Genomic DNA, 16,319 nt, shown 5'->3' with positions numbered 1-16,319 from the left:
CGATCAGCCTCCCGCGAGCCAGGCGCCGAAGCGCTGGTTGAACAGCACGAAGATTTCGTCCGAGAGAAAATAGAAGATCAGCAAACCGCCCATGATCATGTAGGGCAAGGAGATGAAATAGACCGGCACCTGGGGGATCATCTTGTTCATCACGCCCATGGCGAAATTCAGCAGGAAGGAGAAGACCAGAAAGGGCGAGGCGATCTGCAGCGCCAGCACGAAGGCTTCCGCGAGCGTATCGGCAATGCGAATCAGCGAGAATTGCGCGTCGAAGCCGCCCATGGGCGGCAGCAGGACATAGGTCCCCGTGAGCCCGCGTATGATCTCCCAGTGCTGGTCGGTAATGAACAGCAATGCCGTTGCCGAGAGCATCATGAAGGATGTCAGGGCGGGAACCGGGTCGGGCTCGTCGATGGCCACGCCGGCCATCATGCCGAAACCCATGAACATGGCGATCGCCTGGCCGATGGTCTGGAGCGCGAGGAAGAACAGGCGCCCGACCAGCCCGAACTGCGCACCGATCAGGCTCTCCGTCACGATCAGCCCGACGAGGCCGGCAAGGCCCGTCCCGGCAATAGCGGGCATGATGTCCGGCATCAGCATCGGGCTCATGGCGAGGCTCAGCCCGATCACCACGAAGAGCCGCACCTGCACCGGAATCCGGGCGGAGGAGAAACCCGGCATGATCATCAGGCAGGCTCCCACGCGGCAGAAGACCACGAAGGTGGCGAGGATCATGTCGGTGGAGATCAGGCTCACGAGATCGCGCCCAGCGTCTCCACCTCGACCCCGCGCGGGATCTCCACATGCGAGAGCACGGGCAGGGTGGCGAAGAGGCGCTCGATCACCATGCGCACATAGGGGCGTGCATCGGGGGCGGCGACGAGGGCGAAGTTGTGGCCCTGCGCCATGCGCTCCTTGATGGCGGCGGAGGCGGCCTGGCCGAATTCCTCGAGCTGGCGCGGGTCGATGTCGAACTCGATCACCTCGCCCTTGGCGTCGCGCTTGACCGCCTGATGGAAGGCGAGATCCCAGCGCGTGCCGAGCCGCAGCACCTTGAGCGCGCCGCCTTCGGTGAGATCGCCGCAGATCTGCTGTCCCATGCGCATGCGCACATGCTCGACCACCTGCTCGGAGCGGCGCACATGCGGCGCGATCTCGGCGATGGCTTCGAGGATCAGATGCAGGTTGCGGATCGAGACGCGCTCGGCGAGCAGCAGCTTGAGCACGCCCTGCAGCCCGGAATAGGAGATCTGCGCCGGGCAGATATCGTCGATCAGGCGCTTGTATTCCGGGTCGAGCCGGTCGAGCAGGGCGCGCATGTCCTTGTAGGAGAGCAGCGAAGGCAGGTTGTTGCGGATGGTCTCCGAGAGATGCGTCAGCAGCACCGAGACGATGTCCACCGGCGTGAATCCCTCCCGGCGCACTTCCGCCGCATAGCTCTCCGAGACCCACATGGCATTCATGCCGAAGGCCGGTTCGCGCACGGGATCACCCGGGACGTCCGGCTTGCCGGCATCGCCGGTGATCACCAGCACTTCGCCGACCCGCAGGGCACTGCTTGCCACTGCTGTGCCGTGAATCCGGATCTCGTAGGATTTCGGGGCGAGAACGAGAGAATCCGAGAGCTTGATCTCGGGCACGACGAAGCCGTATTGACGCGCGAACTTGCGGCGCATCTTGCCGACGCGGGCGGCGAGTTCGCCGTGGGCGGTCAGCAGTTCGGTGGCGAGCTGCTTGCCCAGAATGAGTTCGATCTCCGCCGTCTTGAGCGATTCCTTGACCGAGTCGCGGCTCTCCTCCTGAACGCGCACCTCCTCGGCCTTCGCCTCTTCGGCCTTGCGGGCTTCGCTCTCGGCGCGTTTGCGGGGCACGATCCAGGCGACGAAGCCAAGCAGGGCGGCGAGCGCAAACAGCGGCAACCCGGGCAGGCCCGGGGTGAGGCCAAGCAGGACCATCACGCTGGCTGCCACGAAAAGCGCACGCGGATAGGCGCCGAGCTGGCCCAGCACCGCCTGTTCGGCGGCACCGCGTGTCGAGCCCTTCGAGACCAGCAGGCCTGCGGCGAGCGCCACGATCAGCGCGGGGATCTGCGTGACCAGCCCGTCACCCACCGAGAGCCGCGTAAACACGTCCGCCGCCTCGCCGAGCTGCATGCCGTGGCGGGTGGTACCGATGATGATGCCGCCGAACAGGTTCACCGCCGTGATGATGATCCCGGCAATGGCGTCGCCGCGCACGAATTTCGAAGCGCCGTCCATGGAGCCGAAGAAGGAGCTTTCCTCCTCGAGCTCGCGCCGGCGGCGCTGGGCTTCCTTTTCGTCGATGATGCCGGCGGAGAGATCGGCATCGATGGCCATCTGCTTGCCGGGTATGGCGTCGAGTGTAAAGCGCGCGCCGACCTCCGCGATACGCGTGGCGCCCTTGGTGATGACGAGAAAATTCACCGTGACCAGGATCACGAAGACGATGATGCCGATGACGAAATCGCCGCTCATCACCATCTGCGCAAAACCGTCGATGATATGGCCCGCCGCTGCGCCGCCCTCGTCGCCATTGGCGAGGATCAGCCGCGTTGTCGCCACGTTGAGTGCCAGCCGCAACATGGTGGCGATCAGAAGGACGGTGGGGAAGGCGGAGAATTCCAGCGGCTTGTTGATCCAGAGCGCCACCATCAGGATCAGCACCGAGAGCGCGATCGAGATCGCAAGCCCCATATCGATGATGAATTTCGGGATCGGCAGGAAGAGAATGGTGAGGATCAGAACGATGCCGGCAGCAAAGCTCACTTCCATCCCGCGCCTCTGCACGAGACCGATGCCCTCACCCGCGACCGCCTGACTCATGAATGCCCCCGTGCCCGGCGCGCCGGATCACGCAACCGGCGCCAGAATACGAAAGCAATCTCGCCGCCGAGGCTTGTGCGAAAGTGGCGTTGCGGCGGGTTTGGTCACGGCCCGTGTTGTCACGCAGCCCGTGTCGTCACGCATGAAAAAGGGGCGCTCAGGCGCCCCCGCTTCAGTCCCGTGCAAGCCCGGTTTTCCGGATCAGCCGTTGGCGGCCTTGCGCTCGCGCCGCCGGTCGGCTGCGGGCTGATAGGCAATACGCGCGTGGTGAGTGCAATAGGGCACCCCGATATCGGCGCGCGCACCGCAGAAGCGGAATTCGGCCGAGGTCGGATCGCCGATCGGCCAGCGGCACATGCCCTCGCGCAGTTCCATGATGGTGACATGCTGCTCGAATTCCGGCACGGGCTCGACCTTGCCGCTGCGTGGCGCTGCGCCAGCGCTGCCGGTCACGCCGAAATCCCTGCCCTGCAAGCCTGCCGGAGCGGCCCTGCCTGCAGAAGCCGCCTCGGCATTGCGCGTGGAGGGCGTGTTGCCGGGCGTTGCATCCTGTGTGCCGGCCCGGCGATCCGTGCGCTCCGCCGGCGCCGCATTGGCTGCTTCCTGCGCGGATGCCGCAGGCTCCGCATTTGCCGGAGTCGCCGCCTGGGCGCCTGCATCGCCGGCTTTCGCCTCGCCGTTACCGCTACGGCTGCGCCCACCACCGGCGCTTCCGGCCTTGGGGCGCCCGGCGAGACCGAGGCGGTGGACCTTGCCGATCACCGCGTTGCGGCTGATGCCGCCGATCTCCGCCGCGATCTGGCTGGCGCTCTTGCCTTCGGCCCAGAGCTTCTTGAGCTGCTCGACGCGTTCGTCGTTCCAGGTCGCGCTCGTATCCGTCATGCCGCCTCCTCGCGGGCTCGCCGTTCCCAGAATCCCTCTCCCTCGCGGACGATCGCTCACGATCGCGCGCCCTGCTTGCGAAGGCTGGGGAATTCGCCGCATCAGATGACTGATCTGATGATTGAGACCCTACACAAGGCGGTGACTCGGGCGCAAGAGTCCCTCGGCACACTGATTCGTTTTCAACAGGAGAAGTTTTCCGTGATGGAATCTCGCGGTTTTGCTGAAGTCCTGTTCCTGCTTCTTGCGTCACAGCGCAGTCCGTCGCAAAGCTGTGCGTGCTTTTGACTCAGGGATCCCATGTCACCCGCTCTCGCCACCGCCATCGGCAGCCTCGCCATCCTGTCCTGGGGATTGCTCGCCCTGTTTACCGCCGCGACCGGCGCGATCCCGCCCTTCCAGCTCAACGCCATGTGTTTCGCCATCGGCGGTGCGCTCGGGCTCGCGGTGATGATCGCGCAGCCGCATCGCCGTGCGGCTTTGCGCCAGAGCTGGCGGGTCTATGCGTTCGGGATCGGCGGGCTGTTCGGCTTCCACGCACTGTTCTTTGCCGCGCTCAAACTCGCCCCGCCGGCGGAGGCGACGCTGATCAACTATCTCTGGCCATTGCTGATCGTTCTCTTCTCCGGCCTGCTCCCGGACGAGCGGCTGCGCAGCCATCATTGCATCGGCGCGGTGATCGGCTTCGGCGGGGTGGTGGTGCTGTCGGGAGGCGACAGCGGCGGCGATCTCGGGCAGCATTGGCCTGGCTATCTCTGCGCCATGGGCTCGGCCCTGTTCTGGTCCGGCTATTCCGTGCTCTCGCGCCGGTTTACCAGCGTCCCCACCGATGCGGTGACCGGCTTCTGCATCGGCGCGTCACTGCTCGGCATCGTCACCCATCTCGCCTTCGAGACGACGATCTGGCCGGAGGATACCGTGCAATGGGCTGCGGTCCTGGCGCTGGGCCTCGGTCCGGTCGGCGCCGCCTTCTATGCCTGGGATATCGGCTGCAAGCGCGGCGATATCCGGCTGCTCGGCGTGGGCGCCTATTCGGCACCGGTGATCTCCACCTTCACGCTGATCCTCGCCGGTTTCGCGCAGGCGAGCATGACGCTGTGGGTCGCCTGTTTCCTGATCGTCGCCGGTGCATTGGTCGCCTCGCAGGACAAATTGCGGCGTCGCCCCGCCGGCGCCCGCTGAGGCCTGCCGGGATATTGCACGGGCCACGCAGCGTCATGCACTTGTGATGCGGCCCCGCCTCGTTTATCCACCTCGCTTTCAGGCAATGGCGCGAGGCGCGAGGATGAAGCAGCACAGTGAAGACGGCGAAGCGGCGCCGGTCGCCATCATCATGGGCAGCCAGTCCGACTGGGCGACGATGCGCCATGCGGCGGAAACGCTCGACGCGCTCGGCATTGCGCATGACACCCGCATCGTCTCCGCGCACCGTACGCCCGAGCGGCTCTATCAGTTCGCGCAGGACGCGCGCGCGGCGGGGTTCAAGGTGATCATCGCCGGCGCGGGCGGGGCGGCGCATCTGCCTGGCATGACAGCGGCGCTGACGCCGTTGCCGGTCTTCGGCGTGCCGGTGGAATCGAAGGCGCTGTCGGGGCAGGATTCGCTGCTCTCCATCGTGCAGATGCCCGCTGGCATACCTGTGGGCACGCTGGCGATCGGGCGCGCGGGCGCCGTCAACGCGGCGCTCCTCGCCGCCGCCGTGCTCGCGCTCAACGACGACGCGCTGGCCGGGCGGCTCGACCTGTGGCGGCAGGCGCAGGGCGAAAGTGTCGCGGAACGCCCCTCGGAGCGCCCCTCGGAGGCATCATGAAAGAGACGATCATCGCGCCGGGCGCCACGCTCGGCATTCTCGGGGGCGGCCAGCTCGGGCGCATGATCGCCTCTGCCGCCGCGCGGCTCGGGCTCAAGGTGCATGTCTTCAACGATACGCCGGCGAGCCCCGCCTTCGCGCTGGCCGATGCCACGACCTGCGCGCCCTTCACCGACGAAGCGGCGCTGAGGAGTTTCGCCGGGAGCGTCGACGTCGCCACCTATGAATTCGAGAACGTGCCGCGCGAGGCCGCCGCGCTGGTCGCCGGTCTGGTGCCGTTGCGCCCCGGCGTGGGCGCGCTCGCCACGAGCCAGGATCGCCTTGCCGAGAAACGCTTCATCGCCGATCTCGGCATAGCCACCGCCCCGTTCCGCCCCGTGGACGATGCCGGCGACCTTCAGGCCGCGCTTGCCGCCATCGGCATGCCCGCCATCCTGAAGACGCGCCGTTTCGGCTATGATGGCAAGGGCCAGGCCGCGATCCGCAAAGCGGGTGATGCGGATGGCGCGCTTGCTGCGATGAAGGGGGCGCCCTCCATTCTGGAAGGCTTCGTCGATTTCGTCTGTGAGCTCTCCGTCGTCGCCGCCCGCGCGCCCGATGGCAGCTTCGCGGCCTTCGACATCTGCGAGAACCGCCACGAGAACCACATCCTCGCCCTGACCAGCGTGCCCGCCGCTGTCAGCGCCGCAACGGCGCAGCAGGCGCGCGAGATCGCCCATGCCATCGCCGGCGCGCTCGATTATGTCGGCGTCTTCGCGGTCGAGCTGTTTCTCACCCGCGACGCGGCGGGAGCCGAGTCCCTCGTCGTCAACGAAATCGCTCCCCGCGTGCACAATTCCGGGCACTGGACCGATTTCGGCGCGCAGACCTCGCAATTCGAGCAGCATGTCCGCGCCGTCTGCGGCTGGCCACTGGGCCCTGCCGGGCGCTACGGGCGGGTCGCAATGCGCAACCTGATCGGCGACGATGTCGAGACCTGGCAGCATCATCTCGCCGATCCGCAGGCGCGTCTGACGCTCTACGGCAAGGAAGAGGCGCGCCCCGGACGCAAGATGGGCCATGTGACGCTTTTGCGCGATCCGGAGTAGCGTGCGCCTTCCCTGCACTTCGGTCTCAACCCTCGCCGCCGTCCTCGACCGCGGCTTCGAACTCCTCCGGGGAGAGCTCGTACTGGCGTGAGCAGAATTCGCAGGTGACGCCGATGCGCCCATCCTCGCGGACCATGTCCTTGCGCTCAGGCGCGGAAAAGCTAGCGAGCATGCGCATGATGCGATCGCGCGTACAATTGCATCCCTCGCGTACTGGCTGGCCGGAGAAGGCGCGTACACCACGTTCGTGGAACAGGCGATAGAGCAGGCGCTCGCTCGACAGGCCGGGATCGACGAGTTCGTGATCGGCGATGGTATCGACCAGCGCCCGGCCTTCGCGCCAGGCATCATCCTCGCCGCCACCCGAATCCGCCACGGCCCCGGCCGGCGCATCGCCCGGATCGAGATCGGCCTGGCGCTGGCGGTCGATGGAGGCGGGCATGAACTGGGCGAGCAGCCCGCCCGCCCGCCAGGTCGAGCCGGATTCACCGACCTGCTCGGCCACGGCGAGGCGCACGCGCGTCGGGATCTGCTCCGATTGACGGAAATACTGATGTGCCGCCTCTTCGAGGCTCTGGCCCTCCATCGGGACCACGCCCTGATAACGGTTCATGGCCGGGCCCTGATCGATCGTCATGGCAAGATGGCCATGGCCGATCAACCGCGCGGCATCACCCTCACCCGCCGCGACGCTTTGCGCCACACGCTGCGCATCAAAGCGGATGAAGGCGCGCAGGCGATCGGGGGTGTCGAAGTCGACCACGATCATTTCGACCGGCCCGTCCGTGCGGGTCTGGAGCTGGAAGCGCCCTTCGAACTTCAAGGCGGAGCCGAGCAACGCCGTCAGCGCCGCAGCCTCGCCGAGGACGCGCGCCACGGCTTCGGGATAGCCGTGGCGCTTGATCATGGTATCGATGGCCGGGCCGAGCCGTACCACCCGCCCCCGCAGATCGAGGGGCTCGACCGCGAAGGGCAGGATCAGGTCGTCGGCGCCGTCGAACGGCACACTCATACCGCCTCCCACAGACCCGCCTCGAGGCCGAAACACCAGGCCAGCACGCCCTTCTGGGCATGCAGACGGTTCTCTGCCTCGTCGAAGACGACGGAATGCGGACCGTCGATCACGGCATCGGTCACTTCCTCACCGCGATGGGCGGGCAGGCAATGCATGAACAATGCGTCCTTGTCGGCAAGCGCCATCAGATCGGTATCGACCTGATAGGGTTTGAGCAGGTTATGGCGCCGCCCTTCATCCTCGTCACCCATCGAGACCCAGCAATCGGTGACGACGGCCTGGACGCCGGAGACCGCCGCGCGCGGATCGGTGGTCAGATTGAGACGCGCGCCGTTGGCGCTGGCCCAGGCGACGATCTCCGCCGGCGGCGCGAGTTCCGCCGGGGTGGCGACGTTGATGGTGAAGTCGAAACGCGCCGCCGCATGGATCCAGGAAGTGAGCACGTTGTTCGAATCGCCCGTCCAGGCCACCGTGGCGCCGGCAATCGATCCGCGATGCTCCTCGAACGTCATCACATCCGCCATGATCTGGCAGGGATGCGTGTCCTTGGTGAGCCCGTTGATCACCGGAACCTCGGCATTGTCGGCCAGCTCCTGCATCGCCTCCTGCTCGAGGATGCGGATCATGATCGCATCGACATAGCGTGAGAGCACGCGGGCGGTATCGGCGATGGTCTCGCCGCGCCCGAGCTGCATCTCGGTGCCCGTGAGCATCAGCGTCTCACCGCCCAGTTCGCGCATGCCGACATCGAAGGAGACGCGCGTGCGCGTCGAGGGCTTGTCGAAGACCATGGCCAGCGTCTTGCCGGCGAGCGGCTTCACCACTGACGGCGTGCCCTTGCGACGCTTCGCCTTGATCGCCGCGCCGAGCGCGAGAATGCGGCGCAGCTCGGCCCCGTCCATGACGGCGAGATCGGTGAAATGGCGTGGCTTCGTCCGGGGAGGGATCATGCTGTCATTCATGCCGAAGCTCCCGCCTTTGCCGTTGCCGGCATATTGTCCTGGAGGGCGATACAGGCGGCTTCGATGCGCTGCACGCCTTCCAGCAGATCGGCTTCGCTGATGGTCAGCGGCGGATAGAGCCGCACGACATTGTCGCCGGCGGGGATGCACAGAAGATGCTGTGCCCGCGTGGCGGCGACGAAATCGGCATTGGGCACATTGAGCCGCAGGCCCGTCATCAGCGCCGTACCGCGGATCTCGCCGATGATGTCGGGGAAGCGGTCGCCCAACGCGGCGAGGCGCTGGCGCAGCAGCAGGCCGGAACGGCTGACCTGATCGAGGAAGCCCGGCTCCAGCATGACGTCGAGCACCGCATTGCCGACCGCCATGGCGAGCGGATTGCCGCCGAAGGTGGTGCCGTGGCTGCCCGCCGTCAGGCCGGTTGCCGCATCCGCCGTGGCGAGAACCGCACCGACGGGGAAGCCGCCGCCGAGTGCCTTGGCCACGGACATGATGTCGGGCGCGACACCGGCCCATTCGTAACCGAACAGCTTGCCGGTGCGCCCGAAGCCGGTCTGGACCTCGTCATAGATCAGGAGCATGCCGGTCTCGTCGCACAATTCCCGCAACCCGCGCAGGCAGACATGCGGTACGGCCCGCACGCCGCCCTCACCCTGGATCGGCTCGATCATGATCGCAGCCGTCTGCGCCGTCACGGCAGCGCGCATCGCCTCGTGATCACCGAAGGGGACCTGGTCGAACCCCTCCGCCTTCGGCCCGAAACCTTCCAGATACTTCGCCTGACCGCCGGCGGCGATGGTCCCGAGGGTGCGCCCGTGAAAGGCGTTCTCGAAGGTGAGGATGCGATAGCGCTCGCGTTGGCCCTTCAGATAATGATAGCGCCGCGCCATCTTGATGGCGGCCTCATTGGCTTCCGCACCGGAATTGCAGAACATCACCTGATCGGCGAAGCTGTGATCCGCCAGACGCTGCGCCAGCCGTTCACCTTCCGGAATCTCGAAGATATTGGAGACGTGCCAGAGCTTTTCCGCCTGCGCCTTCAGCGCCTCGACGAGCCGGGGATGGGCATGGCCCAGATTGTTGACGGCGATGCCGGAACCGAAGTCAAGATATCGCTCCCCGCGTCGCGTCACGAGCCAGGATCCTTCGCCTCTTTCGAAGGCGAGCGGCACGCGGGCGTAATTCGGGACGAGGGGCGAATTCACGGAACTGTTCCTTCTCGCTGACTGCTCCGCCTCGGGCGGATCGCAAAACAAAGAGCCGCCCGAAAGGGGCGGCGCTCGGATTGTATGATCCAGACCTGCTCTGTCAATGTAATCTTGGCACATCACGCGGATATACGCTATCCGCGCGTCGTTCTACAGCGCCCGGTACCAGACCACGCCCATGATCACGACGAGGGCGAGAGCCTGCAGCAGCACACGCGCACGCATCAGGTTCTGCGAGGTGCTGGCCGAGCCGCCACGCATCATGTTGATCAGGCCGAGCACCAGCACCAGAACCACGGCGCCGACTGCCACGAGCACGAAGACATCGCTGAAAGTGTTCATCTGCCTCGAACCTTCAAAACGGCCCCTCAGGGGCCTCCTCCCGCCGCAGAGCACATCATCTCATGCGCGCACGGCCTTGCGCGAATTTTCCCGGCATATTGGTCGCAGGGGCGTCCTCGGCAACCCCCGCCAGACATCTCCCTCCCGGCACCCCGGATTCCGAGCGACCCTGCCCTCAGGCTTCCAGGGATTGCGGCGCGGGCGAAATCGTCGCCGCCTCGCCGTCGCGCACCTCGTAGACCGCATAGCCGCGATCATTGCTTCCATCCTGATTGAAGCGGAAGACGCCATCGGCGCCGGCAAAACCGGAACTGTCGGTGAGGATTCCTTCTGCGAAACGCTGCTCACCCTGGGTGCGCGTCAGCGCCGCCGCGAGGGAGACGGCGTCATAGGCGAGACTGGCGATCCGCACGGGATCAGAGCCGAAACGCTCGCGAAAGCGCTGCGCGAAAGCATCGAAGCCGGCCTGGGGCGGCGCGGCGAACCAGCCCCCGCGCAGCGCCGGCAATGACAGCACCGACGGATCGTTCCAGACCCCGGTGCCAATCGGCTTGACTCGGGCGGGATCGAAATTCGCCTGCGACAGCGCGCGCCCCACAGCGGGCATCGAATCGGGCGTGTCAGGAATGAACAGCGCATCGGCGCGCGGCGATGAGCCGGCAATGGCGTTCGACAGGCGCCCGACAGCATCCTGGGGTGACCCGGGACGATAGCGCTCCTGTGCAATGATGCGCAGACCACGCGCATCGGCAGCCCGCCGGAAGGCGGCCTCCGCCACCTCGCCATAGCCGCTCTCGGGGATCAGCGCGGCGATATCGCGGCGGTTTTCGCGTGCGGCATGGGCAGCGATGCGCGCCACCTCGTCACGCGGCAGGAAACCCATCAGATAGACGCCTTGGCGCGCCACCGAGGCATCGGTCGAGAAGGCGATCATCGGGACGCGATTCTCGCGCGCGACGTCACCTGCCGATTGCACGGAAGCCGCGAAGAGCGGGCCGAGAACCAGCTCGGCCCCTTCCGCAATCGCGTCCTGCGCGGCGCTGCGCGCCTCGGAAGCCGCGCCTCTGTCATCCTTGACGACCAGCCGGATCTGCGGATCGTCGAATTCCGTGAGCGCCATCTCGGCGGCGTTGCGCAGATCGCGCGCGGCCGCACCGCCGGCCCCTGATGCGGAAAGCGGCAGGATCAGCGCCACGCGCACTGTGCCGTCACCGATGGAATCGTCGTCATCGTCCTGCGGGCCGCCACCGACGAGCCCCGGGGGCTGTCCGGAGAAGGGCGTGACGCAGCCGGCCAGGGTCAGTCCCAACCCGCCGGTGAGGAGACCCGCGACGAGGCGGCGGCTCGGCAGGCGATGCCGGCGCGCGCCATCTGCGGCAGGCGTCACGAGCGGAAGCGGAAGATTGCCGGGGCGGCGGGGCGCGGTCATGGGGTCATCCCTCGTCTTGCGGTCAGGCGGCGCCTTGGTTACGGATGCGGTCGACATTTAACACCGACACGTTAATGGTTTGGTTAACGATTTCATACGCGTGTCAAGTCACGAATGCGCAAAACCACCCGAATCCGGCAAGGACAGCCAGGGGGCCCGCCGCCGTGACCATTGCCGGGAGATGATAAAGATGGCGAAGCCGCCGATTCAGAATCGCCCCGTGACGGCGCAAAACCCGGCCCGGACGGAGGCGATTGGCGGCGGTGTGCCGGGCGCAGCCACTTCGCAGGGTGCCGGGCGCCACGGCGTGTTCACTGCCTTCGGCCTCGCCGCCGAGACAGGGCCCCTTTCGTCCGGGCTTTATGTCGTGGCGACGCCGATCGGCAATCTCGAGGATGTTTCGCTGCGCGCCCTGCGCATTCTCGCCGCAGCGAACGCGGTCCTCGCCGAGGATACGCGTATCACCCGCCGGCTGATGGCGCATTACGGCATCACCACGCCGCTCGTCGCCTATCATGAGCATTCAGCGGAGAGCGTGCGCACGCGCATGATCGCGCGGTTGAAGGCCGGAGAGGCGCTGGCGCTCGTCTCCGATGCGGGCACGCCGCTCGTCTCCGATCCCGGCTACAAGCTCGTCCAGGCCGCCATCGCGGAAGGTTTGCCGGTCACGCCGATTCCGGGCCCCTCCTCGGTGCTGACGGCACTGGTGGTCTCGGGCCTGCCGAGCGACCGCTTCTTCTTCGAAGGCTTTCTGCCGTCGAAATCCGGGGCGCGCTGCAACCGGCTGGCGGCGCTTTCGACGATTCCGGGCACGCTGATGCTGTTCGAATCAGCGAAGCGTCTGCCGGCCATGCTGGCGGATGCCGCGGCGGTGCTCGGCCCGCGTCCGGCCGTCGTGGCACGTGAACTGACCAAGATGTTCGAGACCGTGCGCCGGGGCAGCCTCGCGGAACTCGCGGCGCAATTCGCCGAAGAAGGCCCACCCCGGGGGGAGATCGTGGTGCTGATCGGCGAGGCGGCGGAGGAGGACCGGCGTGCCGATGCGCTGGGCGATCTCGATATCGCCCTGGGCGAGGCGCTTGCCTCCCACCGGGTCAAGGATGCCGCCGCGATCGTGGCGGCGCGGCTGGGCCTGCCCAAACGCGAAGTCTATGCCCGCGCCATCGCACTTGCACGCGGCACATCGGGGGATGGCGCCTGATGCGCAGCGACCGGCAAGGCGGGCGTGATGCCGATTATGGGCAGAGCACGCAAACCGGGCAGGGTGCCACGCGCAAACGCAAGCGCCGCCGGGCATTGTTGCGCGGCCATCTCGCCGAATGGCTGGCGATGGGGTTTCTGATCTGCAAGGGCTACCGCCCGCTCGAACGCCGTTTTGCGGCTTCGGGCGGCGAGATCGATCTGATCATGAAACGCGGCGCAACGGTGATCTTCGTCGAGGTGAAGGCCCGCGCGCGGCTCGATCTGGCGCAGGCCGCGATCGGCGCGCGCAAGCATCGGCTGTTCAACCGCGCGGTGCGTGCCTGGCGCGCCAGGAACCCCTGGAGCACCGGCTTCACCCTGCGCGCCGATGCCGTCTACGTCACCCCGTCCGCCCTGCCGCATCACGAAATCGATGCCTTTGCCATTGCGGATTGACGCGCCGACGCAGGCCCGTCGCGAATTTTTCAGGCAACCCGCGCCCCGACCCTTGCGCTTGGCCGGACATGCGGTATACACCGCAGCGCAGACCGGATGCGTCACCAAGCCAGTGGCGCGAATGTCCCGCCGGAGGGGTGGCCGAGTGGTTTAAGGCGCACGCCTGGAACGCGTGTATACGGGAAACCGTATCGAGGGTTCGAATCCCTCTCCCTCCGCCACTTGCCCCCGCGAAAGCGTTCTCTCCATCCGGCTGCGGCCAGATTTTTCCGTTGTTTTCGAGGGTTATGCGGGACGGGCTGAACACCGACCCCGGTGCCCGGAAGCCCGGAGGCGGTCTCTCATGGCCGATATTCTCTGGACCTGATGACTGCGCGGATTTGGTGAATTCTCTTCAAAGTACTGGAAAGACAACAATAATAGAGCGTCGCGGCTATGCACTTCGATGTCAGGGGCGTTCACCAAAAGCTCCTGAGATCCAACGCCCGTTCACTGCGACTTGGCGCATCAAAGTATCCTTTGTCCGTCGCAGCAATGGTCGTCGATCCCAACGACTTCCTGATTGTGATATCGGACTCTTTTGTTCATTGTGACCCAAAGCGGGGAGCAATGCCATGAAGGCCATGTCCGCACGGGACGCGAAGCATCAGTTCGGCCTGCTCATCGACACCGCCCGAGCCGAACCGGTGGTGATCGAGAAACACGGCCGCCCGGTTGTGGTGGTCGTGGCCGTGGAAGAGTTCGAACGGCTGACGGCGCTGAGTGACGCAGCGACTGTCGAGCCTCGGGAAAGTTGAGGGTAAGAGGCAATGGCCAGACGGGCGCAAAAGGATGGATTGCTGGCTGACCTGACCGGGCTTGGGGGCTCGGCTGGCGGCAGGACGCTGCGCGAAGCACTCGGCAAGGATGCAGGCGAGTTTGACGAGGTCAAGCAGGCGCGAAAGTTTGTGGACTTGTTTTCTGGCTGTGGAGGGCTGTCTCTCGGGCTTTCTCTGGCGGGGATGCGTGGCCTCTTTGCAATAGAGCGCGACGATATGGCATTTGAGACGTTCTCCACCAATTTCATTGGGGATGACTCGCCAGAAGCATACCGCTTCATGTGGCCGTCCTGGCTGGACCAGCGGGCGTGGGGTATCGATGAGGTCCTCGGAGAGCACAAGGAACAACTCGAGCAACTGCGCGGCGAGGTCGAGGTTCTAGCCGGTGCCCCCCCCTGTCAGGGATTTAGCTTCGCGGGACGGAGAATAGAGGACGATCCCCGGAACCTACTCTTCAACAAGTATGTTGAAGTCGTTGAAGCCCTGCAGCCGAACGTGCTGGTCCTAGAAAACGTCCCGGGCATGCAGGTAGCCCATAAGAGTGGGGCCGTGGTTGACCTGCAATCGGGGCGCTCGCCGCGAAAGCAATCCTTTTACGAGAGGTTGGCTGATAGTCTCGATGCCGCCGGTTATGTGGTGAAAGCCGAACTCTTGGATGCGTCCCGCTTCGGAGTACCGCAGAAGCGTTCCAGGCTTATCGCCATCGGCATACGAAAAGGTCTTTTGCCATTTCTTGCTGGCGGCATCGATCGCGTCTTTGCGTTGCTAGAAGAAGCACGGTGTCAGCAGCTGCGGGAACTCGGGGTAGGCGAGGTCATATCTGCCGCGGATGCGATCTCCGACTTGGAGATTGGAGATCGCCCAATGGTGCCCTGCACCGATGCCCAATCGCCGCGTGGTTTTTTCGAGGCCACGCCCCGCTCAGCTATGACGACCTACCAAGAGCTCATGCGTCAGGGCGCCTCGGGCACGCCTAACAGCATGCGGCTAGCGCGCCACCGAGATGAAGTTCGCCAAAGGTTTGCCCGGATACTCCTGGAATGTCGCAAGGGCGTCCGGATGAACGACGAGGCGCGCCTCGGATATGGTCTCAAGAAGCACCGAATATACCCCATGTCCCCGACTGAGCCGGCGCCAACGATTACGACTCTGCCTGACGATGTACTGCATTATTCAGAGCCAAGGATCCTTACGGTCCGAGAAAGTGCGCGCATTCAGTCGTTCCCTGATTGGTTTTTGTTTAAGGGCAAATACACAACAGGGGGCGACCGGCGGACACGCGAGTGCCCGCGGTATACTCAAGTCGGCAATGCCGTGCCACCGTATCTGGCGCGTGTAATCGGGATGGCAGTATCGCAGGCGCTGAAGGAAATTGAGCTTGCGCAAGCGGACTTTGCAACAAGCGAGCTGCGCACCGTAGCGGCAGCGGAGTAGCGTGTGACTGAAGGTATGCTTGCACCGCGGTTTCCCGCGCAGCTTCTTGACTGGGCCGGCAACCGGTCAGGAGGCGTGCGCCGTCCCTTCGATGAGTCAAGTGGCCGGCCGGGAGAACGAGTTTTTAAGACGAACCTTCTGGCCAAGCTCGATCGGTGGTGCGCCGAAGTTGGCAGGGGGATCCCAGAGGCACCACGCGTGGTCCTGCTCGTAGGCGGTCCCGGCAACGGGAAGACCGAGGCGATCGAAACGACTATGGGATGGCTTGACGCCTCGCTTAATTGCGGGGGTGCCCTGTTAGGGGAACTCGCGAGCAGATTTAGTCCTACAGAAGGCAAGGTGCCTCGTTTAGTCTCCGTCGACGCCGGTCGACTAGCTCGGCCCCCACGCGGAGACATTGCACTGTCGATCGTGCAAGATGCCTCCGTTGTTGCCGGCGCCACGGGCAAGTCAGCAGCTGAGCTTTTGCTTCAGGAACTTGGTAGCGCGCTAGCCGACGGCGCGACCGGGCTGTATCTTTGCTGCGTAAACCGCGGTGTGCTAGACGACGCGCTTATATTGGCCGCGGAAACAGATCAGCCCGCATTGCGCACATTGCTGGAAAGGGTAACCCGGGCGGTCAGCCTTCTTCCCGACGCGCCGTCGTGCTGGCCCCTTGGGGGACACCCGGATATCGCCGTCTGGCCGATGGACATGGAGTCTCTGCTGGTTTCCACGGATGACGGGGATCCGCCACCAGCTGAGCAGGTCCTCCGGCAAGCGATCCAAACGAGCTTGTGGCCCTCTTATGGCGAGTGCGAGGCTGGTCAGCGATGCCCGTTCTGCACCAGCCGAGAACAGCTCTCGC

The 16,319-nt window shown here is 65.5% G+C and carries 15 protein-coding genes and 1 tRNA gene; 8 read left to right on the top strand and 8 right to left on the bottom strand.

What is annotated here, in order from left to right; all coding sequences use genetic code 11:
• Positions 1-3 precede the first annotated feature (3 nt).
• The 3 genes from GA0071312_RS03185 to GA0071312_RS03175 form a co-directional block, all read right to left on the bottom strand.
• Complete coding sequence (locus GA0071312_RS03185; RefSeq protein ID WP_108721789.1) at positions 4-759, bottom strand: flagellar biosynthetic protein FliR; 756 nt, start codon at positions 757-759, stop codon at positions 4-6.
• Positions 756-2,846, bottom strand: coding sequence for a flagellar biosynthesis protein FlhA (gene flhA, locus GA0071312_RS03180; RefSeq protein WP_074443574.1), 2,091 nt, complete (start codon positions 2,844-2,846; stop codon positions 756-758). Before flhA ends, GA0071312_RS03185 begins: the two co-directional genes overlap by 4 nt.
• A gap of 201 nt (positions 2,847-3,047) precedes the next feature.
• Entirely contained in the window at positions 3,048-3,728 is a 681-nt protein-coding gene (locus tag GA0071312_RS03175) for a GcrA family cell cycle regulator (protein WP_074443573.1), read from the bottom strand.
• A gap of 300 nt (positions 3,729-4,028) precedes the next feature.
• Here GA0071312_RS03175 and yddG point away from each other — a divergent pair, with 300 nt between their 5' ends.
• The 3 genes from yddG to GA0071312_RS03155 all read left to right on the top strand — a co-directional run bounded on the left by yddG (position 4,029) and on the right by GA0071312_RS03155 (position 6,626).
• On the top strand, positions 4,029-4,910 hold the full coding sequence (yddG, locus tag GA0071312_RS03165) for an aromatic amino acid exporter YddG (protein ID WP_074443571.1): 882 nt from the start codon (positions 4,029-4,031) through the stop codon (positions 4,908-4,910).
• 103 nt (positions 4,911-5,013) lie between these two features.
• Positions 5,014-5,538, top strand: coding sequence for a 5-(carboxyamino)imidazole ribonucleotide mutase (gene purE / locus GA0071312_RS03160; protein ID WP_074443570.1), 525 nt, complete (start codon positions 5,014-5,016; stop codon positions 5,536-5,538).
• Complete coding sequence (locus GA0071312_RS03155) at positions 5,535-6,626, top strand: 5-(carboxyamino)imidazole ribonucleotide synthase (protein ID WP_074443569.1); 1,092 nt, start codon at positions 5,535-5,537, stop codon at positions 6,624-6,626. Before purE ends, GA0071312_RS03155 begins: the two co-directional genes overlap by 4 nt.
• Before the next feature lie 25 nt (positions 6,627-6,651).
• On the opposite strand, the gene GA0071312_RS03150 is transcribed toward GA0071312_RS03155, so the two are convergent.
• The 5 genes from GA0071312_RS03150 to GA0071312_RS03130 form a co-directional block, all read right to left on the bottom strand.
• Positions 6,652-7,638 (bottom strand): Hsp33 family molecular chaperone, encoded by a 987-nt coding sequence (locus tag GA0071312_RS03150; protein WP_074443568.1) that lies wholly within the window; start codon positions 7,636-7,638, stop codon positions 6,652-6,654.
• Positions 7,635-8,603, bottom strand: coding sequence for an ornithine carbamoyltransferase (argF, locus tag GA0071312_RS03145; protein WP_074443567.1), 969 nt, complete (start codon positions 8,601-8,603; stop codon positions 7,635-7,637). The genes GA0071312_RS03150 and argF overlap by 4 nt, the downstream gene beginning before the upstream one ends.
• Positions 8,600-9,808 carry an aspartate aminotransferase family protein gene (locus GA0071312_RS03140; RefSeq protein WP_074443566.1) on the bottom strand — a complete coding sequence of 403 codons (1,209 nt, stop codon included), beginning with the start codon at positions 9,806-9,808 and terminating at the stop codon, positions 8,600-8,602. The genes argF and GA0071312_RS03140 overlap by 4 nt, the downstream gene beginning before the upstream one ends.
• A gap of 153 nt (positions 9,809-9,961) precedes the next feature.
• Positions 9,962-10,153, bottom strand: a complete 192-nt coding sequence (locus GA0071312_RS03135) for a twin transmembrane helix small protein (protein ID WP_074443565.1) — start codon at positions 10,151-10,153, stop codon at positions 9,962-9,964.
• 175 nt (positions 10,154-10,328) lie between these two features.
• Positions 10,329-11,582 carry a penicillin-binding protein activator gene (locus tag GA0071312_RS03130; RefSeq protein ID WP_083204269.1) on the bottom strand — a complete coding sequence of 418 codons (1,254 nt, stop codon included), beginning with the start codon at positions 11,580-11,582 and terminating at the stop codon, positions 10,329-10,331.
• 190 nt (positions 11,583-11,772) lie between these two features.
• On the opposite strand from GA0071312_RS03130, the gene rsmI reads away from it, so the two are divergent.
• The 5 genes from rsmI (at position 11,773) to GA0071312_RS03105 (ending at position 15,472) form a co-directional block, all read left to right on the top strand.
• The gene (gene rsmI, locus GA0071312_RS03125) at positions 11,773-12,783 is read left to right on the top strand and encodes a 16S rRNA (cytidine(1402)-2'-O)-methyltransferase (RefSeq protein ID WP_083204268.1); all 1,011 of its coding nucleotides are present in this window, start codon (positions 11,773-11,775) and stop codon (positions 12,781-12,783) included.
• Complete coding sequence (locus GA0071312_RS03120) at positions 12,783-13,220, top strand: YraN family protein (protein ID WP_083204266.1); 438 nt, start codon at positions 12,783-12,785, stop codon at positions 13,218-13,220. Before rsmI ends, GA0071312_RS03120 begins: the two co-directional genes overlap by 1 nt.
• Positions 13,221-13,351: 131 nt before the next feature.
• Positions 13,352-13,441 (top strand) — tRNA-Ser (locus GA0071312_RS03115).
• Positions 13,442-13,834: 393 nt separating this feature from the next.
• Entirely contained in the window at positions 13,835-14,017 is a 183-nt protein-coding gene (locus GA0071312_RS03110; RefSeq protein ID WP_013653334.1) for a type II toxin-antitoxin system prevent-host-death family antitoxin, read from the top strand.
• Between the two features lie 12 nt (positions 14,018-14,029).
• Positions 14,030-15,472 (top strand): DNA cytosine methyltransferase, encoded by a 1,443-nt coding sequence (locus GA0071312_RS03105; RefSeq protein ID WP_083204265.1) that lies wholly within the window; start codon positions 14,030-14,032, stop codon positions 15,470-15,472.
• The last annotated feature ends 847 nt before the right edge of the window (positions 15,473-16,319 follow it).

Origin of the sequence: Saliniramus fredricksonii (assembly GCF_900094735.1) — a bacterium.
GTDB lineage: Bacteria > Pseudomonadota > Alphaproteobacteria > Rhizobiales > Beijerinckiaceae > Saliniramus > Saliniramus fredricksonii.
Note: the sequence above shows the minus strand (reverse complement) of the source record. Positions and strands in the feature narration are given on the sequence as shown.